The sequence below is a fragment of the Rhodoglobus sp. GW821-FHT12B09 genome, from assembly GCF_058809925.1.
The window spans coordinates 439,055-465,224 of sequence record NZ_JBXATB010000002.1; the positions used below are offsets into that span (position 1 = coordinate 439,055).

Below are 26,170 nucleotides of genomic sequence, written 5' to 3' on the forward strand. Positions count from 1 at the left end.
GGGGTCCTTCGTTGGTCATGGATGCGCGGGCGAGGCTAGCCCTTGACGGTGAAGCCGAGCTTCGTCATATCGTCGACGGTCGCGGACTGCATCGCGTCGAGGGCGTCGGAGAGCTTGGTCTTGTTCTGCAGGGCAGTCGAGAAGCCGTCCTTGTACGCTCCGAACGTCACGGTCGCGTCCGGGCCCCAGATGTCGAAGCTCTTCGCCTCCGGAGCAACAGTGCCGATGAACGAGTAGTAGTCGGCCTGGTTCGACATGAACGGGGGCGGGTTGTCGAGCACCGACAGCGACCGGCCAGCGGTGGCCGCCGGGTAGATGTTGATGTCGGTGATCTGCGCCGTGAGGGCCTCCTCGCTGGAGTTGAGCCACTCGATGAACTTCGCGGCCTCAGCGGGGTGCTTCGAGTCGCTCGTCACGGCCATAGCGGATCCGCCCCAGATGCCCGTCGCCTTGTCGCCCGCGGTCCACGCCGGGAGGGCGGCAGCCGTCCACTTGCCCGCGGTGTCGGCGGCGATGTTCGGGAACTGCGCGGGCGCCCATGCGGCGCTCACCCAGCCGACGAGCGTGCCGTCGTTCATGTCCGAGCTCCACTGGGTGGACCAGAAGGGCTGGTCCTGGATGACGCCCTCGTTGATGAGGCCGCCCCAGAAGTCTGCGACCTTCTTGCTCGCCGCATCGTTGATGCCGACGGTCCAGGTGTCGTCCGATGCGCTCCACCAGTTGGCACCGGCCTGCTGCGCGAGGCCGGCGAACCAGCCCGGGTCGCCGGCGCTGAAGGTGCCGAGGTACTGGGCGGGGTTGGCGTCGTGGATCGTCTTCGCGTCGGCCGCGTACTCGTCCCACGTGGTGGGAGCGGTGAGGCCGAGCGAATCGAAGATGTCCTGGCGGTAGAAGAAGACGAGCGGGGCGAAGTCCTGCGGAACTCCATAGGTCTTGTCCTCGAACTGCACCTGCGCGAGCGAGGCGGCGTCGAACTTGTCGGCGACCTCGGGCACGTACTGGTCGATGTCGACGACAACGCCGCTCGAGATGAGTGCGGGCAGCGACTGGTACTCCACCTTGACGATGTCGGGGTTCGTTCCGGCCTTGTGCTGCGTGATGAACTTGGTGACGAGCTCGTCGGCGCTCTCGCTCGGGGCGTTGAGCTTGACCTGGATGTCGGGGTTGGCCTTGTTCCAGGTGTCGACGATCTTGTCCATGTTCGGGTCCCACGACACGAAGGTCAGGTCGACGGGGCCGCCGTCGCTGTCCGTACCGGTCGAGGGCGAGCATCCGGCCATGGCGCCGGCGGCGATCGACATGATGCCGACTGCAGCTGCGACGCGGCCGAGGATTCTCTTGTTCACGGGAGCATCTCCTTTGATGTGGGTGGTGGGTGGTGCAGGGGGTCAGGCGTGCGGTCCCGCCAAGGTGGGAATGCGCATTCCGCACAGGCTATGCGGATTGGGCTTTCGTGTCAACCGGCGGCGCGTCATGCCCGCGCCGCGAGGTCGGACTTGCGGATCGGGAAGGCGGCCGGGCGACCCGCAGCGAGCAGTTCGACCTCGAGCACGGCGCTCTCGCCCAGGCGCAGGAGCTCGTTGCCTAGCGCGCCGGCGACATGCGGGGTAAGCAGCACGTCCGGCAGGGAGCGCAGCCGGTCGCCAGCGGGAAGCGGCTCGGGATCGGTCACGTCGAGCACGGCCTTGAGCCTTCCCGCCGCAACGGCGTCAGCCAGCGCCCCCTGATCGACGAGGGGCGCTCGCGCGGTGTTGATGAGCGTGGCGCCGGGCTCGAGGAGCGCCAGCTGCCGGGCGCCCACCATCCCCCGCGTCTCGGGCAGCAGGGGCGCGTGCACGCTCACGATCGACGAGAGCGCGAACAGCTCGTCGAGCTGCACCAGGCGCACGCCCGCGAGCAGCGGATCCCGCTCGTCGATCATCGGGTCGTACAGCAGCACGTCGAAGTCGAAGGGCCGCAGCAGGTCGATCACGAGGCGCCCCACGCTCGACGCCCCAATGATTCCCACGGTTCTGCGGTAGTTGCCGATCGCGGGATGCCGCGCCACGACGTTCAGCGCCGGATCGGCAAGATACTCCCGGGCGATGGGCAGCACGCCCTTTCCCGCGAGCAGGATCATCGCGAGCGTGTACTCCGCGACCGGGTGGGCGTTGGCCGCGGCCGCCGTGGTCACCAGGATGCCGCGGTCCCAGACCGCGGGCTCGAGGTGGTCCTTCACCGTGCCCGCCGCGTGGACTATCGCCCGCAGGCGCGGCATGAGCTCGAGCTCGCCCGCGCCGATCGCCGGGGCGCCCCAGCCGGTGACGAGCACCTCGAGCGAGGCGAGCAGTGCGGGGTCGGCGGCGCGGAAGTCGGTGATCGTCATACCGCTCTCGAGCGCGGCCACGGCCGAGAGCCGGCCGAGGGAGCGGGCGTCGAAGAGGCTGTGCTGCAATCCGGCGTCCATGGCGAACGCGACGCTGAGGCGGCGTGCTGGGTTGGCCTTGCGCATCTGCCGGGCCTCCTTGCCGTCGGATCGTGATGGTCGGTACGCTGGCGGGCAACCGCATTCCCGCGCAAGACACATTTAGACAGGTGGATCGCTCCGTGTCAAAATCCGACACGCTCGGCCCGACCGGGCTGCGCGCGACGCGCGTCGCCGCCGGCACCGGAACCTGGCTCGCCTTCGGCGCCGGTACCGACACTCCCCTTGCCGACTCCGTCGAGCTCGCGCACGCGCTCTTCGAGAGCCCGGCAGTGCGCGTGCTCGACACCTCGAACAACTACGGCCTCGGGGAGAGCGAGACCCGGATCGGCATCGCGATCCGGGAGTACGGCGGGCTTCCCGAGGACTTCCTCCTCCAGACCAAGGTCGATCGCGACATGCAGACGGGCGACTTCTCGGGAGCGCGAATGCGCCGCTCGCTCGAGGAGTCGCTCGGGCGACTCGGGCTCGACCGGCTGCCGCTCGTGTACCTGCACGACCCGGAGAACACGACGTGGGAGGCCTCGATGGCCGACGACGGCCCGGTCGCGGCCCTGGTGGCGTTGCGCGACGAGGGTCTTGTCGACCACATCGGCATCTCCGGCGGGCCGGCGGACATGCTCGAGCGCTATGTCGGCACAGGGCTGTTCGAGGCCCTCATCACCCACAACCGCTACACCCTCGTCGACCGCGGTGCCGACGCGCTGCTGACGCGGGCCCACGACGCCGGCCTGGGGGTCCTCAACGCTTCCCCGTACGGAGGCGGCCTCCTCACCCGGTGGCCTGTCCACCCCGGGCGGTACGCCTACGGGGATGCCCCGGCCGAGCTGGTCCGCGCGGCCAACGAGATCGGGGAGCTGTGCGCGGCCGCCGGAGTGCCTCTCGCGGCCGCGGCACTGGCCTGGTCCCTCCGCGACCCCCGCGTGGACTCGACCATTATCGGGATGCGCACGATCGCCGACCTGCGCGCGACCGAGGAACTGCTCGCCGTCAACATCCCCGACGCCCTCTGGACGGCTGTCGCCGAGGTGCCGCTCGATCCGTCGACATGGCAGGACGCCGGGCGCTAGCCCAGCAGCCAGTCCCCCGCCTGCGCGAGGATCGCGCGGTGCTCAGCACTCTCGTAGGAGGCGGCGTCGTGACCGAGCGCGTCGTAGACGACACGGCCGCCCTGGTACTCCCGCGCCCAGAGCAGCGGATGCTCGACCCCCTCGTGCTCGTGCCACGCGAGGCCGCGAACCTCCGGGGCGACGCGCAGGTGGGTGTACCGCTCGTCCCACACGGTGAAGTCGTGCACTCCGGCGACGACGGGGTGGGAATCGGTATCGACCCGGATCTCGGCTAGGCCCTGGTCGGGGTGCATCGTGGTACCGCGCACCCAGCGGGCGCCGATGACCGACTCCCACACCGCGGACTCGGGGAAGGCGGTCGAGGAGACGTGCATGGCGAGCAGGGCGCCACCGCCGCGCACGTGCGCGCCGAGAGCGGCGGCGGCCGCTGCATCCCCGGGCGTGGGCTCTTCGGCGTTGCCTGCGTTCACCACGACAAGATCGGCGTCAAGACTCTGGAGGCGGTCGAGCGACGTCGTGATCTCGATCGACCGCGCCGGCGCAGCCAGAACATCGGCAAGGAGAGCCGACGTGACGGCGAAGGGGTGCCAGGGGTCGACGAGGTCGCCCCCGCCGGAGAAGATGAGAACGCGGGACATGCAGCCGATGCTAGTCGACGGAATGCGCCTGCCGCCGACTGCGAAAGCCCGCGCATCCGTACTAGGCTCGCTCGTGGGCAAGCGCATTCCAGAGACGGGTGCGCGCCGCCGGCTCGACCAGACAAGGATTGACCCATGATCGCTCCCGCCTTCCCCGCGACCTTCCTCTTCATCGACGGGGAGTGGATCGCCGCCGCCGACCGCGGGACCGTGGACGTTGAGAACCCCGCGACGAAGGAGGTCATCGGCACGGTTCCGGTGGCCACCGAGGCCGATGTGGACCGCGCCGTCACGGCCGCTGCCCGCTCCTTCCCGGCCTGGCGGGACCTCTCCCCGCACCGCCGCACCGCTATCCTCCTTCGCGCCGCCCAGCTGCTGCGCGACCGCACCGAGGAGATCGCCCTGGCGATGACCCTTGAGAACGGCAAGCTTCTCCGCGACTCGCGCGACGAGGTCTCCTACACTGCCGACATCATCGAGTCACTCGCCACGGAGGGACCGCGCCGCTTCGGCACCGTCCTGCCCGGTGACGCCGGCGACGGACGCACGATGCTCGTCTCCGAGCCCGTGGGCCCGGTCGCCGCCTTCACCACCTGGAACTACCCGCTCACTGTTCCCGGCCGCAAGGTCGCCGCGGCCCTCGCCGCAGGCTGCACGGTCGTGATCAAGCCCGCTGAGGAGACGCCCGCGAGCGCTATCGCTCTCGCCCGCGCGCTCGACGACGCCGGCCTTCCCGCGGGCGTGCTGAACATGGTGTTCGGCGACCCCGGCGCCATCTCCGACCGGATGATCGCCTCCCCCCTCATCCGCAAGATCTCGTTCACCGGCTCAACCGCCGTGGGCAAGCTGCTCGCGCGCACCGCCGCCGACCACGTCAAGCCGATCATGCTGGAGCTCGGCGGCCACGCGCCCGTGCTGGTGTTCGACGACGCAGACCTCGACTCGCTCATCGCCGGCTCTGTCGGGAGCAAGCTGCACAACTCCGGGCAGTCCTGCGGCTCCCCCATCCGGTTCTACGTGCACGAGTCGATCCACGACGAGTTCGTGAGGCGGTATGCGGCGGCACTCGAGGCGGTCGCGGTCGGCGACGGTCTGGATGAGGCATCCGAGATGGGTCCGCTGGCCAATGCGCGTCGCTTCCAGGCCATGCAGCCGCTGGTCGACGATGCCGTCTCGCGCGGGGCGACGCTCGCCGCGGGCGGAACGGGGGACGACGCGGAGGGCTACTACTGGCGGCCCACCCTGCTGACGAACGTGCCGGATGACGCAGACCTCATGTCGATCGAGCCGTTCGGGCCGATCGCCGTCACGAGCACGTTCACCGACGAGGACGAGGTGATCCGCCGTGCGAACGCCGTGGACTTCGGGCTCGCCGCGTACCTCTTCACCGAGTCCGCTGACCGCGCACTGCGGGTTCCGGCCCAGCTCGACGCGGGGATGGTGAGCGTCAACCGCTTCGGCGTCGGCGCGCGCGACACGTTCTTCGGCGGCCGCAAGCAGTCGGGATACGGCTCCGAGGGCGGGCCCGAGGCGGTCGAGGAGTACATGGTGAAGAAGCTCATCGCCCAAGGGCTCTAGAAGCCAAGGCCTCTAGATGCAGGGCCTCGGGCCCAACAACGCGATAGTGACCCCGTGGTGGAGATGCGGGGAATTGAACCCCGGTCCACTGCTGTAATTCCACGCCTTCTACGGGTGTAGCTCGTGCAAGCGTTCTACTCGGCTCTGACCTTTGCCACGAGCATCCAGGTCAACAAGCCCAGTATCAGTTAGTGTCCCGCGCGCCCCTGAAACACAGACGTGCGGCTAGTTCCCTTGATAACGCCAGGAACCGGATCGGGATCTAGTCCGGGCTGACGGTCTCTCTTAGTTGCGAAGGAGACTACGCCGCGAGGGCGAAGTCAGCCTTGGCAGAGACAGTGCTGTTTGAATTGGCACTTATTTTTTGCACGGATCGTTTACGAGATAACCGTGCGTCCTCGACCCGCTTCTCGCGGTTTTGCAGGCAATGTCGAAACCGATCATCCCCATGGCGTTCCGTGAGAGGAACGGGTCACTATCGCGCTGTTGAGTTTCCAATGTGCCTCCGAAGAGGCAGCCTTCGAGTATACGCCGGATTTTCGATACCGTACAGGCATGATCTCTCAGCAGGGCGACCGCGTCCCCATCGACCCGCAGAGCGTCGACGCTCCGCTCTCCGCCTTCGCCGTGTTCCTCGTGGTCTCGATCGTGCCCGGCCAGGAGGATGCGGTGCGTGCCGTCATCGCCGACGTCGAGTCGATCACCAGGGCAGTCGGCTTCCGCGACCTCGATGGCCAGCTCTCCTGCATCGTCGGCATCGGCAGCGATGCGTGGGACCGGTTCGGCCTGGACGGGAAGCCCCGCCAGCTGCACCCGTTCGCCGCCGTGTCGGGCCGCGCCCACACCGCGGTCTCCACCCCGGGCGACCTGCTCTTCCACATCCGCGCCCAGCGCGCGGACCTGTGCTTCGAGTTCGAGCGCATCCTGCTCGACAGGCTCGGGGCGTCGATCACCGTCGAGGACGAGGTGCAGGGGTTCCGCTACTTCGACTCGCGCGACCTGCTCGGCTTCGTCGACGGCACCGAGAACCCGACCGGCCGAGGGATGGCCCAGGCGACCCTCATCGCCGACGACCCGCAGTTCGAGGGCGGCAGCTATGTCGTGGTGCAGAAGTACCTGCACGACCTCGACGGCTGGAACGGGCAGCCGACGAGCATCCAGGAGCACATCATCGGCCGCACGAAGGCCGACAACGTCGAACTGGATGACGCACCGGGCTCGCACAAGAACCTCGCCACGATCACCGATCCGGACGGCACCGAGCACGACATCCTGCGCGACAACATGCCGTTCGGCAGACCGGGGTCGGGCGAGTTCGGCACCTACTTCATCGGCTATTCGGGAGACCTGACAGTGATCGAGCGGATGCTGCAGCGCATGTTCGTCGGCGAGCCCGCAGGAGCCCATGACCGCATCCTCGATTTCTCGACGGCGGTCACGGGCTCCGCGTACTTCGTGCCTTCGCTGACCCTTCTCGAGTCGCTGGCGGACTAGGCCTCGTCGACCACCAGCTGGTCGCTCTCGGCCAGGTCCATCACCGGGGGCTTGCGGGTGAAGAACCGCGTGATGACGAGCAGGATGACGACGCCCACCCCGAGCCAGATCAGGCCGTAGGTGAACGTGGGCTGCACGAGCGAGGTCCACAGCCACACCGACAGCGCGAAGCCGATGGCCGGCGCCACGATGTACTTGAGGATCGCGACCCCCGTGCGCTGCTGCCCGTCGATCACGTAGTGCTTGATCACCGCGAGGTTCACGAAGCTGAACGCGACCAGCGCGCCGAAGCTGATGACCGAGGCGGCGATGTCGAGCGGGATGAAGATCGCCCCGAGGAGCCCCACGACGCCCACGATGAGCACCGCGATCCACGGGGTGCGGAAGCGCGGGTGCAGCTGCGCGAAGACGCGCTTGGGGAGCTGGCCGTCGCGGCCCATCGCGAACAGGATGCGCGAGACGCTCGCCTGCGACGTGATCGCCGAGGCGAAGCTGCCGGCGATGTACGCCGCCGTGAAGAACGCGGTGAGCGCTCCCCCGCCGATGCGCGTCATGAGCTCGAGCGACGCGGTGTTCGGGTCGGCGAAGTTCTGGAAGTCGGGGAACGCGAGCCCCGCGACCCAGGCCATGACGATGAACAGCACGCCGCCGATGAGTGTCGCGAGCAGGATGGCCCGCGGGATGGTGCGCCGGGCATCCTTCGCCTCCTCGGAGAGGGTCGAGACCGCGTCGAAGCCGAGGAACGCGAGAGCGAGAACCGCGGCGCCGGACGCGATGCTCGAGACGGTCGTGCCGCCCGAGAAGAACGGGTCGAGGATGCCCGGCATCTGCCCGCTCGTCGCCACATAGCCGAGCGCCACCGCCACGAAGACGACGATGAACACGATCTGCACGCCCACGAGCGCGAGGTTCGCGCCCGACACCAGGCGGACGCCGATCACGTTGAGCAGAGTTACGACGATCACCGACACCACGATGAACACCCACGCCGGGATGCCCGGGAACGCCTCGTTCAGGTAGAGCCCGATGATGAGGTAGTTCAGCAGCGGCAGGGCGAGGTAGTCGAGCAGCAGCGTCCAGCCGGTCAGGAACCCGAGGTGCGCACCGAACGTCTTCTGCGTGTAGGTGTACGCCGAGCCCGCGACCGGGTAGGCCTTCACCATGTTCGAGTAGCTGTAGGCGGTGAAGAGCATTGCGATAGTCGTGACGAAGTACGCTCCGGCGAGGTGGCCGCCGGTGAGCTGCGTGACGAGGCCGTAGGTCGTGAAGATCGCGAGCGGGAGCATGTACGCGAGGCCGAAGAGGGTGAGGGCGGGGGTGCCCAGTGCTCGCTTCAGCCGCACCGGGGTTGTCGACTCTGACAAGGGTGTTCCTTTCGTGGGAAGCGCTTTCCAAGGGGCGCTTCCGCCTAACGTACTCCTTTGGTCGCAGAGTGGATAGCTATTGGTCTCATTGAAACTTCTCGTTCTGGAAGACTGTGAGCATGAGCGACACGATCATCACCGTCCAGGGCGAGTACTCCGCGTGGTACCCCGCCGAGCGCGCCACCGCGAGTGCCTCGGTGCACGCCGACGGACCCAAGCGCGACGCCGTCTTCGCGCGCGCCGTCGAGGCGTCCGACGCCCTCCGCAACCTCATCGAGAGCCTCTACGACAAGGAGGCCGGGCCCGTCACCTGGTGGTCGTCCGAGAGCGTGCGCGTCTGGTCGGAGCGCCCGTGGAACAACGAGGGCAAGCAGCTCGCTCCCGTCTTCCACGCGGCCGTGGACTTCAGCGCGAAGTTCAAGGACTTCGAGGCGCTCGCCCGCTGGGTCGAGTCGGCCGCGGGCATCGACGCCGTCACGGTCGGCTCCATCACGTGGGACCTCACGGACGCCACGCGCACCAGCGCCACGGTCGAGGTCCGCTCACGCGCGGTGAAGGACGCGGTCGCCAAGGCCAGCGTCTACGCCCAGAGCATCGGCCTGGGCTCCGTGACCGCGATCGCCCTGGCGGACCCGGGGATGCTCGGGGACCCGTCCGGCGGTGCCGTGCCCGCTCCGCCGATGTTCGCGCGCGGCGCCATGAAGGCGCAGTTCGACAGCTCCGGCGGCGGAGCGCAACTCGCGCTCAAGCCGGAGGAGATCGCCGTGGCATCCGTCGTCGATGCGAGGTTCACCGCGAAATAGGCGGGTTGAGTAGGCCGCCCGCGGCCGTATCGAAACGGTCACCGCGAAATAGGCGGGTTGAGTAGGCCGCCCGCGGCCGTATCGAAACCCTCTGCTGATCAGCCGGTTTCGATACCGGCGCTAGAGCGCCTTACTCAACCAGCTCAGTCGCCCAGGTTCTTGCGCGCCGCCATGGCGCGGTCTGCCTCGCGCTTGTCGGTGCGCTCGCGCAGGGTCTGCCGCTTGTCGTACTCGCGCTTGCCCTTGGCGACGGCGAGCTCGACCTTGGCGTTGCCGTCGTTGAAGTAGATGCTCAGGGGGACGAGCGTGTAGCCGCCCTCTTTGATCTTGTTGTGGATCTTGAGGATCTGCGCCTTGTGCAGCAGCATCTTGCGCTTGCGCCGCACGGGGTGGTTGTTCCACGAGCCCTGGTTGAACTCGGGGATGTGCACGGCGTCGAGCCAGGCCTCCCCGCCCTCGATGAAGCCGTAGCCGTCGACGAGGCTCGCTCGACCGGCGCGCAGCGACTTCACCTCGGTACCGGTGAGGACCAGTCCGGCCTCATAGGTGTCTTCGATCGTGTAGTCGTGGCGCGCTTTGCGGTTGCTGGCGACAACCTTCTTCTCGCCGCGTTCCCTGGGCATTGCAGTCTTTCTGGTCGTAGGTCCCGGTTTCGGGAGCCTGCCAGTCTACAGCGCGGTCAGACCTTCAGGTACCTACTGATGGCGACGCTCGCCGAGGCGGCCGCGAGCAGCGCGCCCACGACGATGAGGATCGGCACGACGGTCAGCGCGTCGCCGAGCCCGACGAGGGTCGTCGTGGCACCGAGGGTGTTCACGAGTACGCCCTGCACGAAGAACTGCACGATGCCGACGACGGCAGCACTAGCCAGAACCGACCCGATCACCGAGGCGAAGACGCCCTCCAAGATGAACGGCGTCTGGATGAACCGGTTGGACGCCCCCACCAGGCGCATGATGCCCAGCTCGCGCCGTCGGGAGAAGGCGCTCAGCCGGATGGTGGTCGCGATGAGCAGCACCGCGGCGATCAGCATGAGCACCGCGATACCGATGGCCGTCGCACTCGCGGCGTTGAGCACGGAGAAGATCTGGTCGAGGTAGCCGCGCTGGTCCTGCACGTCCTGCACCCCCGCCTGGCCCGACAGGCTCTCGATGAGCACGTCCGCGTCGTCGGGGTTCTTCAGGTTCACGCGGAAGCTCTCGTTGAGCACGTCGGGAGTCACGAGGCTCGCGATCGGGCTGCCGGAGAGCTGGTCCTGGAAGTTCTGGTACGCCTGCTCGTGCGTCTCGTACTCGTACTTGTCGATGTACGGCTTGAGCGTCGGCGAGTTGAGGAGGTCTTCCACCGCGGCGATCTGCGTCTTCGTGGCCTCGGTCTGCGAGCAGTTGCCCGTCGTGTCCACGTCGGTGCACATGTAGACGGCGACCTGGGCCCGGTCGTACCAGTAGCCCTTCATCTGGCCGATCTGCATCTGCAGCAGGATCGCGGCACCCACGAAGGTGAGCGAGATGAACGTGACGAGGATGACCGAGATCACCATCGAGACGTTGCGGCGCAGGCCGTTGCTGGCCTCGCCGAGGATCAGCCCGAGCCTCACGGTGCGACCTCCGAGGTGAAGGTGCCGAACCCCTGTTGCACCGGCACGGCCTGCGTCTGGTACCCGCCCTGGCGCTCGTCGCGGACGATCTGGCCGGTGACGAGCTCGATGACGCGGCGCTTCATCTGGTCGACGATGCCGGCGTCGTGCGTGGCCATGAGCACTGTCGTGCCGCTCAGGTTGATGCGCTCGAGCAGGGTCATGATGCCGGCGGACGTCGCGGGGTCGAGGTTTCCGGTCGGCTCGTCCGCGAGGAGGATCGCCGGCTTGTTGACCACGGCCCGGGCGATCGCCACACGCTGCTGCTCGCCACCGGAGAGCTCATGGGGGAAGCGGTTGGACTTTCCGGCGAGACCGACCATTTTGAGGGCATCCGGAACCGCCTCTTGGATGAAGCCGCGGCTCTTGCCGATGACCTGCAGCGTGAAGGCGACGTTGTCGAACACGGTCTTGTTGGGCAGCAGGCGGAAGTCCTGGAAGACGACGCCGAGGTTGCGCCGGAAGTACGGCACCTTGCGGTTGGGCAGAGTGTTGAGGTGCTGGCCGAGCACGTGGATGGCGCCCTTGGTGGGCGTCTCCTCCCGCAGGATCAGTCGCAGGAAGCTCGATTTGCCGGAGCCGGAGGCTCCCACGAGGAAGACGAACTCACCCTTGAGAATCTCGAGGCTCACCGAGTTGAGAGCGGGTCGAGTCGTCCCTGGGTACGCCTTGGAGACGGAATCGAAGCGAATCACGGGGGAAAGCCTAGGTAGCCCCTCCCCGGGGGCGCGGAGCGACGCGCACCCTTTCGAGACTCACAGGTTGGCGGCTACTCCGCCACGTCGCGCTTGCGCCACTTGATGCCGGCGTTGATGAAGCCGTCGAGGTCGCCGTCGAAGACCTTGGAGGGGTTGCCCTCCTCGTACTCGGTGCGGAGGTCTTTGACCATCTGGTACGGCGCGAGCACGTAGGAGCGCATCTGGTCGCCCCAGCTCGCGGTGATGACGCCGGCGAGCTCCTTCTTCGCCGCGGCCTCCTGCTCGCGCTGCAGGATGAGCAGTCGCGACTGCAGCACGCGCATCGCGGCCGCGCGGTTCTGGATCTGGCTCTTCTCGTTCTGCATCGAGACGACGAGCCCGGTCGGGAGATGGGTGAGGCGCACGGCGGAGTCGGTCGTGTTGACGGACTGGCCGCCCGGCCCGCTCGAGCGGAACACATCGACGCGGATGTCGGACTCGGGCACCTCGATGGCCCCGGCCTCCTCGATGAGCGGGATGACCTCCACCGCCGCGAAGCTGGTCTGCCGCTTGCCCGCGGCACCGAACGGGCTCATGCGCACGAGGCGGTGGGTGCCGGCCTCGACGCTGAGCGTGCCGAACGCGTAGGGCGCGTCGATCTCGAACGTTGACGACTTGATGCCCGCCTCCTCGGCGTAGCTCGTGTCCATGATCGTCACCGGGTACTTGTGCTTCTCCGCCCAGCGCAGGTACATGCGCTGCAGCATCTCGGCGAAGTCGGCGGCATCGACGCCGCCGGCGCCCGCACGAATGGTGATGACAGCGGGATGCGCGTCCCACTCGCCGTTCAGCAGGGTCTGCACCTCCAGCTCGCCGAGGAGCTTCTGGATGCTCGTGAGCTCGGCACGGGCATCCGCCGCCGCGCTCGCATCGGACTCCTCGTTGGCGAGCTGCACCATGATCTCGAGGTCGTCGAGCCGCGACTCGATGGAGGCGATCTTCGCGAGCTCCGCCTGCTTGTGGCTCAGCGCGCTGGTGACCTTCTGCGCCTTGTCGGTGTCGTCCCAGAGGTCGGGGACTCCCGCCTGCTCGCTGAGGTCCGCGATCTCCGCCTGGAGCTTCTCCACCCCCACGACGGCGCGGATGTCCGCGAAGGTCGAGCGAAGCGCGGAGATGTCGTCGGTGAAATCGAGCTCGTCCATATCGGCAGCAAGCCTACCCGAGCCCCGGAACAGAAACATTTTCAAATAGGCCGAAACCCCCATGGTCAGGCTCGCCCGGCGCGCGCATCCTTGGTCCATGTCGCTTGAGGAGCCGCCGCAGGAGCCCGTCGCCGTGCTTCCCCGGCGCCGTCGGATCGTTATCGCCGCCGTCGCCGCCGGCGCGCTCGTGCTCCTCGTCGCGGGAGGCGCGATCGCCGCGCCGCTCATCCTGCGCGGTCCCGCTCCGGTCGCGGGGCCCGCTCCCCACCCGGCCGCGACCGCCGTTGTGGCGGCGCCGCTTCCGGCGAAGAGCCCCACGCCGACGGCCTCGCCGACGCCCGTGCCGGTCGCAGAGCCCGATGCCGACGCGGCTCCGCCCGCGAACGCGCCCGACCCGGCCCCGCCGCTGCCCGCTCCGCCCGTGCCGGTGCCCCCGCTGCCCGCTCCTCCGGCGCCCGTCATCCTCCCGTCGTTCGACTCCATCACGGCGATCCCGACGAACGACGTCTGCAACTCGAGCGGAGGCGTGACACTGACGTGGTCGGTCTCGAACGCTCCGCCGGACTCCGTGACGGTCCACGTGAAGTCTGGAGGCGGCACGCCGGTCTTCGACCAGACGTGGCCCGGGCGCGATCCGCAGGAGACGTACACGTTCTCCAACGTTGACTGCCTGCGCCACCTGTGGTTCTTCTTCATCACCGCCACCAACCCCTCGGGGTCGAAGACGGCGCTGCTCACCTTCGCGGACGGCACCAACAAGGGGTGGTCTGCCAACTGAGCTAGCGTGAAGGAGATGTCGACCTCCGAGCAACCCTTCCGCTGGGGCTCGATCGCGCTCCCGGCCCTGCTGCCCACGCTGCTCTTCTCGATCGGCGAGGGCGCGATCATCCCGATCATCCCCATCGCGGCCGACAACCTGGGCGCGACGCTCGCGATCGCTGGCCTCGTCGCCGCTGTGCTGACGCTGGGCGAGCTGTTCGGGAACATCCCGAGCGGATGGCTCATCGCGAGGGTCGGCGAGCGCCCCGCGATGATCGGGGCCTCCGCGCTGTCGGTGGTCGGTCTCGTGATCTGCGTCATCGCACCGAACCCGCTCGCGCTGTCGTTCGGGATCCTGCTCATCGGGCTCGCGACCGCCGTCTTCGCCCTCGCCCGGCACGCCTTCATGACGAGCTTCGTCCCGCTCGCCTACCGCGCCCGCGCGCTGTCGACGCTCGGCGGCACCTTCCGGCTGGGCTACTTCATCGGGCCGTTCATCACCGCCGCCGTCATCCACCTCACCGGCACGGCCTCGAGCGCGTTCTGGATCCACATCGTCGCCTGCCTCGGCTGCGCGATCGTGCTCATCACACTGCCGGACCCGACCACCACCTTCGGCAGGGTGACGACCGTGCGACTGGCCGGCCGCGACATGCGAGAGGGCGAGGCGCTGGTCGAGCAGGAGTCGGCGGGGCTGTTCCGCACGATCTACAACAACCGCGCGGTGCTCTCGCAGCTCGGGCTCGGCGCGGCGCTCATCGGCGCCCTGCGGGCGAGCCGGCAGGTGATCCTTCCGCTGTGGGCGGTGAGCATCGGACTAGCCGACACCAGCACCGCCATCATCATCGGCATCGCGGGGGCCGTCGACTTCGCCCTGTTCTACACGGGCGGCCAGATCATGGACCGCTTCGGCCGGCTCGCGAGCGCCCTGCCCTCGATGATCGGCCTGGGCATCGGGCACCTCGTGCTCGCCTTCACCCACGACCTGCCCTCCAACACGGCGTGGTTCATCGGGGCGGCGATGCTGCTCTCCGTCGCGAACGGGCTCGGCAGCGGCATCCTCATGACCATCGGCGCCGACCTCGCCGACAAGTCCAACCCGGCCCCCTTCCTCGGCGCGTGGCGCTTCACCGGCAACTCCGGCGGCGCTGCCTCGCCACTGCTGCTCGCGGGCATCACGGCGGTCTCGTCGATCGCGATCGCCGCGGGCGCGATGGGAGTTCTCGGCCTGATCGGCGCGGGCGTCCTCCTGCGGTTCCTGCCGCGCTACATCCCGCGACCGCGCCGCAACTAACATGGGCGAATGATCCCGCTCGCCAACCTCATCGCGTTCGCCCTGGTGGCGATCCCGATCATCCTGCTGCCCGGCCCGAGCGTGCTGTTCGTCATCGGCCGGTCGCTGTCGCTCGGCCGCATCGGCGGGCTCCTGAGCGTCGTGGGCAACGCGGCCGGCGCGCTCGTCGTCGTGGTCGCCGTGGCCTTCGGCGTCGGCATTGTCATCGCGGAGTCGGCGATCCTGTTCACGGCCATCAAGATCGTCGGCGCCGCCTACCTCATCTACCTCGGCGTGCAGGCCATCCGCCACCGCCGCGACCGCGCCGATGCCGCCACCGCCGCCGTCCGCCCCTCGAGCAGGGCGCGCCTCCTCGTACAGGGCTTCCTGGTCGGCGTCTCCAACCCCAAGACGATCGTGTTCTTCATCGCCGTGCTCCCGCAGTTCGTGGACTACGGCGCGGGCAGCATCCCCTCGCAACTCCTGCTGCTCGGCCTGCTGTTCATCGCGATCTCCCTCCTCACCGACAGCGTCTGGGCGCTCGCGGCCGGCTTCGCGCGCGACTGGTTCGCCAAGTCCCCGCGCCGCATCTCGACCCTCGGCGCGACCGGCGGCGTGATGATGATCGGGCTCGGCACGGCGTCCCTCTTCCTCGGGCACGGCAAGGACTAGTTGTCTGATTGACTGAGAGCGTGTCGGATGCCCCAGCAACCCCCGCTCGCACGCTCGGGCGCTGGCGCGCCTGGGCGATCGCCGCAGCCGCTGTGGTCGTGGTCGTCGGCGGCATCGCCGCGCTCGGCGGATTCAACGACGTCCCGGTGACCTCCCTGCCGAAGGTGCAGCTCGGCGAGACCCACCACGGCAGCGAGGTCGACACGGTGGTCACGTCGGTGTACCTCACGACCCGTGCTCCCGGTCAGAGCTTCGACGCCGACGAGGGCGAGCAGTACCTGGTCGTCGCGGCGACGCTGCTCAACACGACGAAGGGCACCGGCGGTCTCACCTACGACCTGATCCGGGTGCTCGTGGACGGGAAGGTCAGTGCGAACGACCAGGCGAGCCTCGTCGACCCCCGCACCGGCAACCAGGTCGGGTTCCTCCAGCCGGGCATCCCGCTCAACGCGGTGTTCACGTGGAAGGTCGACGACACGGTCAAGGACGGCGACGAGATCATCGTCGGGCTGTTCGACCGCTTCGCCGTGGACGATCCGCGGTTCGGCGACACGGCCTACTCCACGAGCCCGACCGCGCGCATCCTCACCACGATCGGGACGCGCGCATGAGCCTGCCGCGCTGGGCCGCCGGCCTCCTCGTCGTCGCCGCGCTCGTGGCCTCCGCCGCGGTGGTCGCCGGGGCGCCCGACAACGACGACATCACGGCACCGATCCTGGTGCGCGCCGGGGTCGGCGAGACCGTCTCGGGCCGCACCCTCACCGCGACTGTCGAGTCCGTCGAGCTCGCGGAGTACCTCGACGTCAAGTACAACGACGCGGGCGACACGAGCACCGACGGGGTGTGGGTGGTGGTCGACACCGTGCTCACTGCGCGCCTCGACACCCTCGTGCTCGGCGACTCGCAGCTCTGGATCGGCGACGTGCACTACCGCGTCTCGGACATCCTGCCCGCACCCACCCCGCTTCAGCTCTCCTACGGCGCGGACGTCCCACAGCGCGGCTCGCTCGTGTTCGAGATCCCGCGCTCCGCCCTCGAGGAGCCGGGCGCCTCGCAGGCCTCGATCGTGCTCCTCTCCTCGGGCGATCCCCGACTCGACTCCGTACCGGCGATCGTGGTCGACCTCACCGGGCTCGACGTGCTCCCGCGGGTGCGGATCGACGAGCGAGCGGTGGTGGACCAGTGACCTGGCTGCGCCGCAACCTGGTGGCGCTCATCGTCATCGTCCTCGCGCTGCCCGCGCTCGCGTTCGTCCTCGTCGGCGTGCCGGTGCTCGACCGTGCCGCGCACACCCCGCAGGTCGTGCCCGTGAGTGCCGGTACGACGATCGAGGCGGGCGGCTACAGCTTCACGGTGACCGCGAGCCAGGAGTTCCCGGGCACCGGGACCGGGCCCGGCACCAACAGCATCCCGACGGGCAGCTCCCTCATCGGCGTCCTCGTCGACGCCGAGCCCGTGGTCGGGCCCGTGCCCGACAACAACTTCTGCGACGCCGAGCTCACAAGCCGCGCCGGGGGTGTCGACCGGGTCTGGCGGGCCGTGACCTCCCCGAGCGACTTCGCGTACGAGGTCGGCGACGACCGCACCACGATCTGCCTCCTCGACGACCAGGAGACGTTCGAGCTCGAGCAGGTGTTCCTGGTCCCGGCCGGCGTCTACGCCAGTGCGACGCTCGACCTGGTCGTGGGGTCTACGACGTACCGCTTCGAGCTGCCTCGGGAGTAGCGGGCGCCGCGGCGCCGGCGGGTTCGTCGAGCCGGGGCATCCGGTCAGCTGCCCAGCGCTGCAGGCAATAGCCGAAGGCCGCCGCGAGCAGGGCGACCCGCAGCGGCTCGGTGACCGACGTGATCACGAGGTTGAACACCTCGTTCGCGACGAACCAGTAGGAGAGGTCGTGCCCGCCGACCGCGACGAAGATCAGCCGGTAGGCCCACTGGGTGAGCGCGAAGAGCAGTGCGTAGGCGACGAGGAAGATCCCCAGATTCCCGAGACCGGATCGCAGGATGAGCCGGCCCGAGAACACGGCGGGGCGCCCGACCTCGTCCCAGGTGCCGGTGAACAGGTAGCCGTACTGGCGCAGGAGCCGTGGAATCCGGCTCGCCCCCGCCTTGAGCCGCTCGCCGACGCGGCGCGATACCGGCAGAGCGTCCTCCACGACAGTGCCGAGCGCCCGGAGGTAGATGATGCTCGCGATGAACAGCCACGCCAGCGGCAGCAGGATGAGCTGCAGCGCCACCGGGGTGATCCAGTCCACGCCCTCGATCACGAACCGGACGGGCGCCGCGAGGTTCACCAGGAACTCGCGGGCGCCGTTCCACCAGTGCACGACCTGCCGGTTGCCGATCCACTCGACGATCGGGCCGAACACGGAGCTGATCCCGGTGAGGGCCACGAACACCCACGTGGCCTCGAGGTAGATGCCGGGCACCGCCGTCCAGCCCGGCAGCCGCGGCCCGAAGAACTTCAGCAGCATGCGCGCGGCGAACGCGATCACCACGACGGCGACCACGATCGGCCCGTCGCCCACGTCGAGCACGTGCGAGTTCTCCCCGAACGGGCCGGCGTACCGGAAGGCGAGGCCCGCGTAGGCGGCGAGATCGTCGGAGAGGAGGCCGATGAGGGCGTACAGGGTGAAGAACGGGCCGATGCTGACGAGCAGCACGCGGAGGAACTCCGCGATCGTGTCGCGCGCGGTAGTGAACTGCACGTCGGCGCCGGCGAGGGCGCGGTAGCCGGGCAGGCTGCGGCGCAGCACCAGGAACATCCCGATGTAGGAGACCAGGCGCGCCAAGGCGGCGATCGGCAGGAGAAGCAGCGCGGCGAGCGGGCTCTCCGCCCCGAGCGGAGCGGCAATGACGATGACGGATGCCCGGACCACCTGCCCCGCGAGGTACCACGCCAGCAGCGGCGCCCAGTTGGCGGCGAGGATCCGCCCGATCCCCCGGAGGCTGCGCAGCATGCTCTCGATGCTAGTCAGGTGAACACCGACCTCGCGACCGCGGTCACATCGATGCGGAGGCCCTCCGGCACGAGCAGGGAGAGCACGGGAGGGTGCCAGTGCGAGGAGAGCTGCACCGTTGCGCTGCGGCCGTCCGCCGACTCCGCCCGCTCGACGCGCAGACCCGTGAAGTCCGCGGTAGGGACGCTCCGGACGTACGCGGAGACGGCGGCCGCGACATCCGGGCTCCGCAGAGTCGGGCGGAACCCCCTCTCGGTCTCGAGCACCTCCTCTAGCGCGAAGGCCTCGGAGCCGACGAGGGCGGCGCCGTCAGCTAGGGTGAACAGCCGCTTGCGCTCGAGGTAGAGCGAGGTCGCCGCGACCACGAGCAGGACGAGCGCGACACCGAGCAGCCCGTAGAAGATCGTGAGCGGGAGGGTGGAGCCCCGCTCGTCCTTCACCGTGAACCCCAGAACCGCGACACCTGCCCGGTCGCTGTGGCGTGCAGCGGCACTGAGAGCGGGACTTCGGCGACGAGCACGGGCGGCACCAGCGGGAGGGCGGCGCGGAGGTCGACGGAGACGGTCACGAAGGCGCGGCGGGTGAGACAGGCGGCGGGCGTGCAGGTGATCGTGAGCTTCGCCTTCTCCGTGATGCCGTGGTCGGCCAGCGCGAACTCCAGCGCCCGTGCCGCGCTGGCCTTCGCGGAGGGCAGGTCGGGGGCCTGCACGAACACTCGCGCCGCCTGCCGGGCGGCGCCCTCCACGGCGAACGCGGCGGCCTGGATGCTGGCCATCGTGAGAACGAGGTACACGGTCGGCACGAGGAGCAGGAGGCCGACCGTCAGGAACTCCAGCGATGCCGAGCCCCGATCGTCAGCGAAGCGACTCGACCGCGGCATGGCCCGACACCTCCAGAGCCGTGGGTCCGAGCAGCCCGACGAGCGGCAGGGGCGCCCGCACGGTGATGATCAGCGCGCGGCGGCCCAGGTACGAGCCGGTGGCGGCCGTGACATCCCGCGCGTACTGCTCGCCCAGCGCGGTCGAGATCAGGTCGGCCGTGCGCGCGACGCCGTCTTTCGCGGAGTTGTCGGCGAGCGCCCCGAACCGGGCGCCCTCCGCGGCCGCATCGACGAGCGTGTTGCGCACGAGCAGCGCGAGCCCGAGCTGCAGCACGCCGAGGGTCAGTACCGTGAGGAGAGCGCCGACCATGACGAACTCGGCCACGGCCGAACCGGACTCGTCGTTCAGTACCCGGCGCACTCAGAACCCGGTGACGCGCTCGATGGCCTGCTGGAACACGGCGCTCAGTGCCGGTCCGGCGAGGCCCCAGATGATGATGACGAGGCCCGCGGTCATGAGGGTGATGAGCACCCAGCCGGGAACGTCACCGCGGTCGTCAGAGAGGGAAGGAAGTCGGCTCATGCAGACCATCGTGGTTCGGCGGGCCACGCGGGCCCGCCGACTGTCCACAGCCCCTACGCGAACCCGAACACCGGCGGCAGCGCCACGACCATGAGCAGCACCCATCCCGCGAACACCGGCAGGTACCCGGTCTGCCAGCGCTCGACGTGCACCGCCGGCCGCCCCTGCAGCACGCGCGCGATGAGGTAGGCCGTGACCGCGAGGTTCACGAGCAGCAGCACGTTCAGGCCGAGCGCCGCGACACGGTTGGCCGTGAAGCCGAACTCCCCCACCCGCGCCAGCATCGACACGAGCACCAGCACGTCGAGCACGATCGCCGCGACGACCGCGACGAGCCTCAGAACGTCCATGGTCCGGATGCCTCGGCCCGACTCCCGCGCGGAGATCCCGTAGACCACCAGCCCGAGCACCACGAGCAGAAGCACATCGAACACCGCGAGCAGGTCGCGGTCGAACTCGCGCCCGATCCCCACCGCCGCGTAGCCGACCGCGGCCACGAGCAGCATCACCGCGAACAGCGGCGTGAAGATCGCGGTGAGCACGGGGGCGAGGTTCTCGATGACGCTCTTCTTCGCCTCGACCAGCCAGGCGGCCACCACAGTGGCACCGGCGGCGCCCGAGGGCAGCACCCAGTTCATGACCTCGCCGATCGCGTCCGGGGCGATCGGGGCGAGGATGAGGCTCGTGAGACCGAGCAGCACCGCCCCGCCCAGGGCGATGAGCGCGTAGTAGATGACCCACTCGCCGGTGAACCTCACGAAGTCCATACGGCGGGCGGATGACCGCAGGTCGCCGCCCACGTACGCGACACCGACCACGAACCAGAGCACGATCGGCAGGTGGATCGCGACGAGGATGCCCGTGGCCGAGTCCGACTCGAACGGGAACAGCGTCACCACCGCCGCGAGCGCCGCCACGACGGCCAGCAGCGCGAGAGCCCGCGCCACCGGCATCCGGCGCAGCACTGCGAAGTACGCGGCGAGCACCGGCAGCACGAAGAGGCTGACGTCCCGCAGGAACCAGCTGGCCTCGGCGCCGGGCGTGACCGCGAGGAGGCGCCCGACCTGGATCAGCACCGCCGCGAGCAGGGCGAACCCGAGCACGACCACGAGAGGCTGGCGCGGCTCGCCGTCGGTGCGGGAGATCGCGAGCTGCTTCCAGAGGCGGTCGCTGTGCTCGCGGGCGAACTCGGCGGTGAGGGCATCCACCTCGCCGAGCCGCTTCACGGCGATGAGGAACGCCTCGTCGGGGGCGAGTCCGGCCGTCTCGAGGTCGGCGACCTGCTCCCGCAGGTGGCCCTCGAGCTCGTCGGCGTCGGCGGCATCCACGGCACGGCCGCGAAGGATGGCGGCGCGCCATCCGGCGATCTGGTTCTCGGTCTCGGCGTCCATGCTTACGCTCCCGCCGGGGCGGCGAGGCCCCATAGGCCGCCCAGGGTGCGGGTGGCGGTGTCCCACTGGCGGCGCTGCTCGGCGAGCTGCGCACGACCGGTCTCGGTGATCTTGTAGTACTTGCGGCGACGGCCCTCGGGCGAGACGCCCCACTCGGTGCTGACATAGCCGAGGCGGTCGAGCCTGTGGAGGAGCGGGTAGAGCATGCCGTCGGTCCACTCCAGCTCGCCGCCGGAGAGCTCGCGCACCCGCTTGAGGATGGCGTAGCCGTAGTTCTCGCCCTCGACGAGGATCGCGAGGACGAGCGGCGTCGCCATGGCGGCGACGAGGTCCTTGTCGATGTTCACGAGGACAGCATACCTAGGAGAGCTAGGTATATGTACTAGTGCCGCGTGGCGGGGGTGTTCCTCGGGTCGGGGGTGTCGCCGGGGTAGGGCACGTCCGGGCGCAGGCGCTGGAGGTCGGCGACCTCGCTCGCGGCAATCTTGCCCGTGCGGGCCCGCTCGGCCATGTGCAGTGCCCACGCGTCGTTGCTGGGGTTGAGGCCGTCTGCCTGCAGACCTGAGTTCTGCTGCATGATGACCCACGCGTATGCCGCGCGCTGCTTCTTGCTCGACCTCAGGTACTTGCGGAGCAGTGAGATGAAGAACGGCAGGAAGAGGAGGCCGATCAGGAAGTAGATGACTCCGCGACCCGGCTCCTCCGTATCGAGTACGACCGCGATCGGCCCGCCGACGATCCCCAGGAGCGCGCCGAGCCCGCAGATGACGATCTGGGTCTTCCAATAGCCGTTGCCTGAATACGGTGCGGTGGCCATGGTTCGGAGCTTAACAGCTCGGCACGACGCGTCAGAACCCCACCTGCAGCACGGCGATCCCCGGGAAGATCGCGAAGGCGATGGTGATCGGGAGGATCAGGAACACCAGCGGCACGAGCATCCCGATCTCCTTCTTGCCCGCCGCCTCGAGCAGCCGGCCCTTGGCCTCTTCACGCGCGTCCTGGGCCTGGGCGCGCAGCACCTCGACGAGCGGCGTTCCGCGGTCGAGCGCGCCGAGCACCTGATCGGCGCAGCGGGCGAAGGGCGGCAGGTCGAGGTCTCGCGCCAGCGCGCCGAGGGTGTCGGCGAACGGCAGGCCGGTGCTGACGGATGCCACGACTCCCGCCAGCTCGCCGGCGAGCTCACCGTGGCTGACCTTGGCCACCCGCCGCAGCGCGTCAACCACGCCCTCGCCCGCGGAGAGGCACAGCGCGAGGAACTCCAGCACCACGGGCAGCTCGGCGGTAAGCCGCGCGAGCCGGGCAGAGGCCGCGCGGTGCAGCAGGCGATCCGGGAGCAGCACGCCGGCCGCAGCCGAGACCGCGACGATCACGAGCTGCACCGGCACCGGGACAGGCCGCGTGAACCCCAGCGCGAGGGCGACCGCGACACCGAAGGCGAGGCCCGCGAGACTCCAGAGCAGCTGGCGCGAGCGGAAGGCGGCGAGGGTGAGCGGCGAACCGGCCTGGCGCAGGCGGCGGGCCGTGGCATCCGCGCCGCCCAGGATCGAACCGAGCGCGCGCTGGCCGCGCTCGATCACCGGGGCCAGCACCAGCCCCACGACCGGGAGCGGCCCCGGCGGCGGGGGCGAACTGGCTTCCCGCGCCGACTCCGACACGTCCGCGAGGTACGGCGCGACCCGGCGGGCGAGCCGCGGGCGGCTCATGCGCGGGACGAGGCCGACCACGATCCACAGCCCGAACCCGAGCCCCAGTCCGCACACGACAGCCCAAGCGATCTGCCCGCTCACGCGAACCACCGCCGCTCCTCGGGCAGCCTGCCGACCGCGAGCATCACCCGGTACGCGACCACCGACACCGCGAGGCCCGCGACGATCAGCGCGGTCCCGCCTGGCGTGGCGTACGCGACGGCCGCCTCGGGCCGCGACGCGAGCAGCGCGAGCACGATCCACGGCGCCGCGACCCCCAGTTTCGCCGCGTTCATCACCCACGACTGCCGCGCCTCGATCTCGGAGCGGATCGCCGCCTCCTCCCGCAGGTACGCCCCCAGGTTCCGCAGGATCGTGGTGAGCTCGCCGCCGCCGACCTCCCGCGACATGCGCAGGGTCTCGAGCACGCGATCCGCCACCGGGTCTGCGAGCCGGGCCTTGAGAGTGTCCAGGCACGGGCCGAAGCTGCCCGTGAGGCGGTAGTCGGCGGCGAACTCCGCGAAGGCCGTCCTGGTGAGGGCAGGGCCGGCGACGCCGAGGCCCGCGACCGCATCGGGCAGCGCGAGCCCGGCCCGCACGGCCGACACGAGGTGGTCCACCACGTCGGGCCAGACGACCCGGGTCGCGCGGCGGTGGGCGCGGGCCCGCCAGGAGACGAGCAGGGCCGGCAGGGCGAGCGCGGCGGCTCCGGCGGCGAGCGCGAGCACCGCGACAGGGGCGAGCGCGAAGGCGGCGGATGCCACGGCCGCTCCCATCACGAGGGACACCGCGCCGAGCATCCCGGGCGTGATGCGCTCGAGCCCCGCCTGGGTGAGCCGCTCCCGCCAGAGTGCTGCGAGCCGGGAGTGCCGTGGCATCCCGCCCTGCTTTCTCGGCCAGAGCCAGGGCGAGGCGCACAGCAGGACGCCCGCGGCGAGGAGTGCGCCGAGCAGTGCGCTCACCTCGCCGCCCCCAGCACGGCCGCGGGGTCGAGCCCCGCCGCGGCGAACTTCGCGGTGCGCGCGGGGTAGCCGCCCGTTGCGACCAACTCTCCGGAGCGCCGCGCGAAGATCGTACTCGCCTCGACGATGCCGCCCTCGGTGCGGCCGGTGGGCGCGAGGATCTCCATCACGCGGCGGGTTCCCGTGCGGTCGAGCTCGCACTGGACGACGAGGTCGACGCAGGCGGCGACCGTGGGCACGACGAAGGCGGAGTCGATGTTGCGCCCCGCCAGCAGCGGGAGGGTGCAGAGCTTGACGAGGGCGTCCCGGGCGCTGTTCGCGTGGATGCTCGACATGCCGGGCAGCCCGCTGTTGAGCGCGATGAGCAGGTCGAGGGACTCCGCCTCGCGCACCTCCCCCACCACGATCCGGTCGGGCCGCATCCGGAGAGCCTCCTTGATCAGCCGCCGCAGGGTGACCTCGCCGGTGCCCTCGAGGCTGGGCTGCCGGCACTGCAGCGCGACGGTGTCCGGTGCGTCGAGGGCGAGCTCGAACGTCTCCTCGACGGTGACGATCCGCTCGTTCAGCCGCGCCGACGAGAGGAGAGCACCGAGCATCGTCGTCTTGCCGCTCTGGGTGGCGCCGCTCACCACGATGTTCTGCTGCGCTATCACGCCCATGTGGAGGAACTGCGCCGCCTGCTCAGACAGGCTGCCGAGCGCGACGAGACCGCCGAGATCGCGGATGCACCGGTTGAACTTGCGCACGTTGACGGACCAGTGGCGTCGAGTGATGTCCGGGATGACGACGTGGAGCCGTGACCCGTCGGGCAGGGACGCATCCACGAACGGGGAGCTCAGGTCGACCCGTCGCCCGGATGACTGCAGCATCCGCTCCACGAGGTCGCGCACCTCCCCCTCCTCGAGCACCAGCGGCGTCTGCTCCGGCACGCCGGACCTTGCGACGAACACGGCATCGGGGGCGTTGATCCACAGCTCCTCGACGGACGGATCGTCGAAGTACGGCTGCAGCGGGCCGAACCCGGTCAGTACCGCGACGACCTCCCTGGCCGCCTGTGCCTCGTCCTGCAAGAGGGGCACGGACCCGCCAAGGGCCCGCTCGCTGTAGCGCCGCACCTCGTCCCGCACGTAGGTCTCCGCGAGCTCCGCGTCCGCGGCGAGGTCGATACCTTCCCGCCGCACACGCTCACGCACGTGGCCGGCGATGGTCGTGAGGGCGTCGGGCATGCGGCTGATCCTCTGGGAAGCGGCATCCCGCGTGAGGGCGTTTTCCACAGGGTCAAAACGTGTCTTCGAGCGCCGACGGAGAATTCAGTTTGAAGTGGCGCGCTAGTCGATACGGGATGGGTCTAGCGATAGTCGCTGTGCTCACAGCTTGCGCGTCTCCGGTGCCGATGACTGCCAGTTCGGATGCGTCAGACCCGGCCTGCGCGGCGGTCATCGTCAGGCTTCCCGAGGATGTCGTGGGCCTTGCGATTCGAGAGACCACAGCCCAGGCCACAGGAGCGTGGGGGTCGCCGGCTCAGGTACTACTTCGTTGCGGAGTCGCGCCGCCCGCTCCCTCCAGCCTGCCGTGCGCAGAGTACGGCGGAGTTGATTGGCTCGTGGACAGCACGGCCGCGGATTCCTATGTCATGTCCACTACGTACGGCCGTACGCCAGCCGTCGAGGTAGTCCTCAGCGACAGGCTCGACCAGCCAGCCGCGGTCCTCGCTGACATCGCCGGGGCAGTGGACGTCATTGCAGCCACACGACGGTGCCTGTGAGGGCGTTTTCCACAGCGGGTAGACAGATTAGTCGTGGCGCTGGGTGCAAAATGCGTGCAGCCAGTGCAGGATTGTTGCGTGACCTTCAGCCTTCACCCCATCGCGGGTACCCCCAACTACCTCATCCGCCAGAAGAAGGCGGACGAGCACTTGGTCACACTGGTCGCCGAGGTCGTCGAATACCCGGACGGATACACGCTCTACCGCATGGATGCCACGGGCGAACTGGCCACGGAGCTGCCCACGCCGGACGACGCGCTCGCCTTCTACAAGGCCTGGGTCATCGAGACCAACCCGACCATCGAGGGGATCGTCGAGGGCTAGTCCGCCGCGCCAAGCGCTCGCAGTGTGCGCTTCGGCGCGCGAGTTGCCCCA

31 protein-coding genes and 1 other RNA gene are annotated in these 26,170 nt (G+C 69.4%); 12 read left to right on the forward strand and 20 right to left on the reverse strand.

From position 1 onward, the window contains the following. Nucleotides 1-35: 35 nt before the first annotated feature. Together AC1RTC_RS06655 and AC1RTC_RS06660 are read right to left on the reverse strand one after the other, a co-directional pair. A complete protein-coding gene (locus AC1RTC_RS06655; RefSeq protein WP_493154692.1) occupies nt 36-1,346 on the reverse strand; it encodes an ABC transporter substrate-binding protein in 1,311 nt (436 codons plus the stop codon). 125 nt (nt 1,347-1,471) lie between these two features. Further along, nucleotides 1,472-2,491, reverse strand: a complete 1,020-nt coding sequence (locus AC1RTC_RS06660) for a hydroxyacid dehydrogenase (RefSeq protein ID WP_493154693.1) — start codon at nt 2,489-2,491, stop codon at nt 1,472-1,474. Nucleotides 2,492-2,586: 95 nt separating this feature from the next. Between AC1RTC_RS06660 and AC1RTC_RS06665 the strand changes: the two genes are divergently transcribed. Beyond that, complete coding sequence (locus AC1RTC_RS06665; RefSeq protein WP_493154694.1) at nt 2,587-3,534, forward strand: aldo/keto reductase; 948 nt, start codon at nt 2,587-2,589, stop codon at nt 3,532-3,534. Here the strand turns inward: AC1RTC_RS06665 and AC1RTC_RS06670 are convergent. Continuing rightward, the gene (locus AC1RTC_RS06670; RefSeq protein WP_493154695.1) at nt 3,531-4,172 is read right to left on the reverse strand and encodes a ThuA domain-containing protein; all 642 of its coding nucleotides are present in this window, start codon (nt 4,170-4,172) and stop codon (nt 3,531-3,533) included. The genes AC1RTC_RS06665 and AC1RTC_RS06670 overlap by 4 nt on opposite strands. A 135-nt stretch (nt 4,173-4,307) precedes the next feature. Between AC1RTC_RS06670 and AC1RTC_RS06675 the strand changes: the two genes are divergently transcribed. Continuing rightward, the gene (locus AC1RTC_RS06675) at nt 4,308-5,750 is read left to right on the forward strand and encodes an NAD-dependent succinate-semialdehyde dehydrogenase (RefSeq protein WP_493154696.1); all 1,443 of its coding nucleotides are present in this window, start codon (nt 4,308-4,310) and stop codon (nt 5,748-5,750) included. Between the two features lie 55 nt (nt 5,751-5,805). Here the strand turns inward: AC1RTC_RS06675 and ssrA are convergent. Further along, nucleotides 5,806-6,198, reverse strand: a transfer-messenger RNA (tmRNA) gene (gene ssrA / locus AC1RTC_RS06680). A gap of 107 nt (nt 6,199-6,305) precedes the next feature. Between ssrA and AC1RTC_RS06685 the strand changes: the two genes are divergently transcribed. After that, nucleotides 6,306-7,244, forward strand: coding sequence for a Dyp-type peroxidase (locus tag AC1RTC_RS06685; RefSeq protein WP_493154697.1), 939 nt, complete (start codon nt 6,306-6,308; stop codon nt 7,242-7,244). On the opposite strand, the gene AC1RTC_RS06690 is transcribed toward AC1RTC_RS06685, so the two are convergent. Beyond that, a complete protein-coding gene (locus AC1RTC_RS06690; RefSeq protein WP_493154698.1) occupies nt 7,241-8,608 on the reverse strand; it encodes an APC family permease in 1,368 nt (455 codons plus the stop codon). The two genes, AC1RTC_RS06685 and AC1RTC_RS06690, sit on opposite strands and share 4 nt — an antisense overlap. Nucleotides 8,609-8,727: 119 nt before the next feature. Here AC1RTC_RS06690 and AC1RTC_RS06695 point away from each other — a divergent pair, with 119 nt between their 5' ends. Next, a complete protein-coding gene (locus AC1RTC_RS06695) occupies nt 8,728-9,411 on the forward strand; it encodes an SIMPL domain-containing protein (protein WP_493154699.1) in 684 nt (227 codons plus the stop codon). Nucleotides 9,412-9,554: 143 nt separating this feature from the next. Here AC1RTC_RS06695 and smpB read toward each other — a convergent pair whose 3' ends face one another. The 4 genes from smpB to prfB form a co-directional block, all read right to left on the reverse strand. After that, complete coding sequence (smpB, locus tag AC1RTC_RS06700; RefSeq protein WP_493154700.1) at nt 9,555-10,034, reverse strand: SsrA-binding protein SmpB; 480 nt, start codon at nt 10,032-10,034, stop codon at nt 9,555-9,557. Nucleotides 10,035-10,090: 56 nt separating this feature from the next. Further along, entirely contained in the window at nt 10,091-11,008 is a 918-nt protein-coding gene (ftsX, locus tag AC1RTC_RS06705; RefSeq protein ID WP_493154701.1) for a permease-like cell division protein FtsX, read from the reverse strand. Continuing rightward, nucleotides 11,005-11,742, reverse strand: a complete 738-nt coding sequence (gene ftsE, locus AC1RTC_RS06710; protein ID WP_493154702.1) for a cell division ATP-binding protein FtsE — start codon at nt 11,740-11,742, stop codon at nt 11,005-11,007. Before ftsE ends, ftsX begins: the two co-directional genes overlap by 4 nt. 74 nt (nt 11,743-11,816) lie before the next feature. Next, nucleotides 11,817-12,926, reverse strand: coding sequence for a peptide chain release factor 2 (prfB, locus tag AC1RTC_RS06715; protein WP_493154703.1), 1,110 nt, complete (start codon nt 12,924-12,926; stop codon nt 11,817-11,819). A 97-nt stretch (nt 12,927-13,023) separates the two neighbouring features. Here prfB and AC1RTC_RS06720 point away from each other — a divergent pair, with 97 nt between their 5' ends. From AC1RTC_RS06720 to AC1RTC_RS06745, 6 genes are read left to right on the forward strand one after another with little or no spacing between them, the layout of a single operon-like run. After that, nucleotides 13,024-13,704: a hypothetical protein gene (locus AC1RTC_RS06720; protein ID WP_493154704.1), complete on the forward strand. Its 681-nt coding sequence runs from the start codon at nt 13,024-13,026 to the stop codon at nt 13,702-13,704. 15 nt (nt 13,705-13,719) lie between these two features. Continuing rightward, nucleotides 13,720-14,979, forward strand: coding sequence for an MFS transporter (locus AC1RTC_RS06725; protein ID WP_493154705.1), 1,260 nt, complete (start codon nt 13,720-13,722; stop codon nt 14,977-14,979). A gap of 9 nt (nt 14,980-14,988) precedes the next feature. Further along, nucleotides 14,989-15,630 carry a LysE family translocator gene (locus AC1RTC_RS06730; protein WP_493154706.1) on the forward strand — a complete coding sequence of 214 codons (642 nt, stop codon included), beginning with the start codon at nt 14,989-14,991 and terminating at the stop codon, nt 15,628-15,630. A gap of 8 nt (nt 15,631-15,638) precedes the next feature. After that, the gene (locus AC1RTC_RS06735; protein ID WP_493154707.1) at nt 15,639-16,241 is read left to right on the forward strand and encodes a hypothetical protein; all 603 of its coding nucleotides are present in this window, start codon (nt 15,639-15,641) and stop codon (nt 16,239-16,241) included. Continuing rightward, nucleotides 16,238-16,816 (forward strand): hypothetical protein, encoded by a 579-nt coding sequence (locus tag AC1RTC_RS06740; RefSeq protein ID WP_493154708.1) that lies wholly within the window; start codon nt 16,238-16,240, stop codon nt 16,814-16,816. Before AC1RTC_RS06735 ends, AC1RTC_RS06740 begins: the two co-directional genes overlap by 4 nt. Then, the gene (locus tag AC1RTC_RS06745; RefSeq protein WP_493154709.1) at nt 16,813-17,355 is read left to right on the forward strand and encodes a hypothetical protein; all 543 of its coding nucleotides are present in this window, start codon (nt 16,813-16,815) and stop codon (nt 17,353-17,355) included. Before AC1RTC_RS06740 ends, AC1RTC_RS06745 begins: the two co-directional genes overlap by 4 nt. On the opposite strand, the gene AC1RTC_RS06750 is transcribed toward AC1RTC_RS06745, so the two are convergent. From AC1RTC_RS06750 to AC1RTC_RS06800, 11 genes are read right to left on the reverse strand one after another with little or no spacing between them, the layout of a single operon-like run. Then, nucleotides 17,321-18,589, reverse strand: a complete 1,269-nt coding sequence (locus AC1RTC_RS06750) for a hypothetical protein (RefSeq protein ID WP_493154710.1) — start codon at nt 18,587-18,589, stop codon at nt 17,321-17,323. The genes AC1RTC_RS06745 and AC1RTC_RS06750 overlap by 35 nt on opposite strands. A 14-nt stretch (nt 18,590-18,603) precedes the next feature. Continuing rightward, nucleotides 18,604-19,029, reverse strand: coding sequence for a pilus assembly protein TadG-related protein (locus AC1RTC_RS06755; protein ID WP_493154711.1), 426 nt, complete (start codon nt 19,027-19,029; stop codon nt 18,604-18,606). After that, entirely contained in the window at nt 19,026-19,469 is a 444-nt protein-coding gene (locus AC1RTC_RS06760) for a hypothetical protein (protein ID WP_493154712.1), read from the reverse strand. The genes AC1RTC_RS06755 and AC1RTC_RS06760 overlap by 4 nt, the downstream gene beginning before the upstream one ends. Continuing rightward, nucleotides 19,444-19,794 (reverse strand): TadE/TadG family type IV pilus assembly protein, encoded by a 351-nt coding sequence (locus tag AC1RTC_RS06765; RefSeq protein WP_493154713.1) that lies wholly within the window; start codon nt 19,792-19,794, stop codon nt 19,444-19,446. The genes AC1RTC_RS06760 and AC1RTC_RS06765 overlap by 26 nt, the downstream gene beginning before the upstream one ends. A gap of 36 nt (nt 19,795-19,830) precedes the next feature. Then, a complete protein-coding gene (locus tag AC1RTC_RS06770; protein WP_493154786.1) occupies nt 19,831-19,992 on the reverse strand; it encodes a hypothetical protein in 162 nt (53 codons plus the stop codon). Nucleotides 19,993-20,045: 53 nt separating this feature from the next. After that, nucleotides 20,046-21,383, reverse strand: a complete 1,338-nt coding sequence (locus tag AC1RTC_RS06775; RefSeq protein ID WP_493154714.1) for a permease prefix domain 1-containing protein — start codon at nt 21,381-21,383, stop codon at nt 20,046-20,048. 2 nt (nt 21,384-21,385) lie between these two features. Then, a complete protein-coding gene (locus AC1RTC_RS06780; protein ID WP_493154715.1) occupies nt 21,386-21,730 on the reverse strand; it encodes a PadR family transcriptional regulator in 345 nt (114 codons plus the stop codon). A gap of 35 nt (nt 21,731-21,765) precedes the next feature. After that, nucleotides 21,766-22,200 (reverse strand): hypothetical protein, encoded by a 435-nt coding sequence (locus AC1RTC_RS06785; RefSeq protein WP_493154716.1) that lies wholly within the window; start codon nt 22,198-22,200, stop codon nt 21,766-21,768. Nucleotides 22,201-22,231: 31 nt separating this feature from the next. After that, nucleotides 22,232-23,170 carry a type II secretion system F family protein gene (locus AC1RTC_RS06790; RefSeq protein ID WP_493154717.1) on the reverse strand — a complete coding sequence of 313 codons (939 nt, stop codon included), beginning with the start codon at nt 23,168-23,170 and terminating at the stop codon, nt 22,232-22,234. Next, on the reverse strand, nt 23,167-24,030 hold the full coding sequence (locus AC1RTC_RS06795) for a type II secretion system F family protein (RefSeq protein WP_493154718.1): 864 nt from the start codon (nt 24,028-24,030) through the stop codon (nt 23,167-23,169). Before AC1RTC_RS06795 ends, AC1RTC_RS06790 begins: the two co-directional genes overlap by 4 nt. Then, on the reverse strand, nt 24,027-25,256 hold the full coding sequence (locus tag AC1RTC_RS06800) for a TadA family conjugal transfer-associated ATPase (protein WP_493154719.1): 1,230 nt from the start codon (nt 25,254-25,256) through the stop codon (nt 24,027-24,029). The genes AC1RTC_RS06795 and AC1RTC_RS06800 overlap by 4 nt, the downstream gene beginning before the upstream one ends. Before the next feature lie 116 nt (nt 25,257-25,372). On the opposite strand from AC1RTC_RS06800, the gene AC1RTC_RS06805 reads away from it, so the two are divergent. Together AC1RTC_RS06805 and AC1RTC_RS06810 are read left to right on the forward strand one after the other, a co-directional pair. Continuing rightward, nucleotides 25,373-25,795 (forward strand): DUF3515 family protein, encoded by a 423-nt coding sequence (locus AC1RTC_RS06805; RefSeq protein WP_493154785.1) that lies wholly within the window; start codon nt 25,373-25,375, stop codon nt 25,793-25,795. Between the two features lie 78 nt (nt 25,796-25,873). Then, a complete protein-coding gene (locus AC1RTC_RS06810) occupies nt 25,874-26,119 on the forward strand; it encodes a hypothetical protein (protein WP_493154720.1) in 246 nt (81 codons plus the stop codon). The last annotated feature ends 51 nt before the right edge of the window (nt 26,120-26,170 follow it).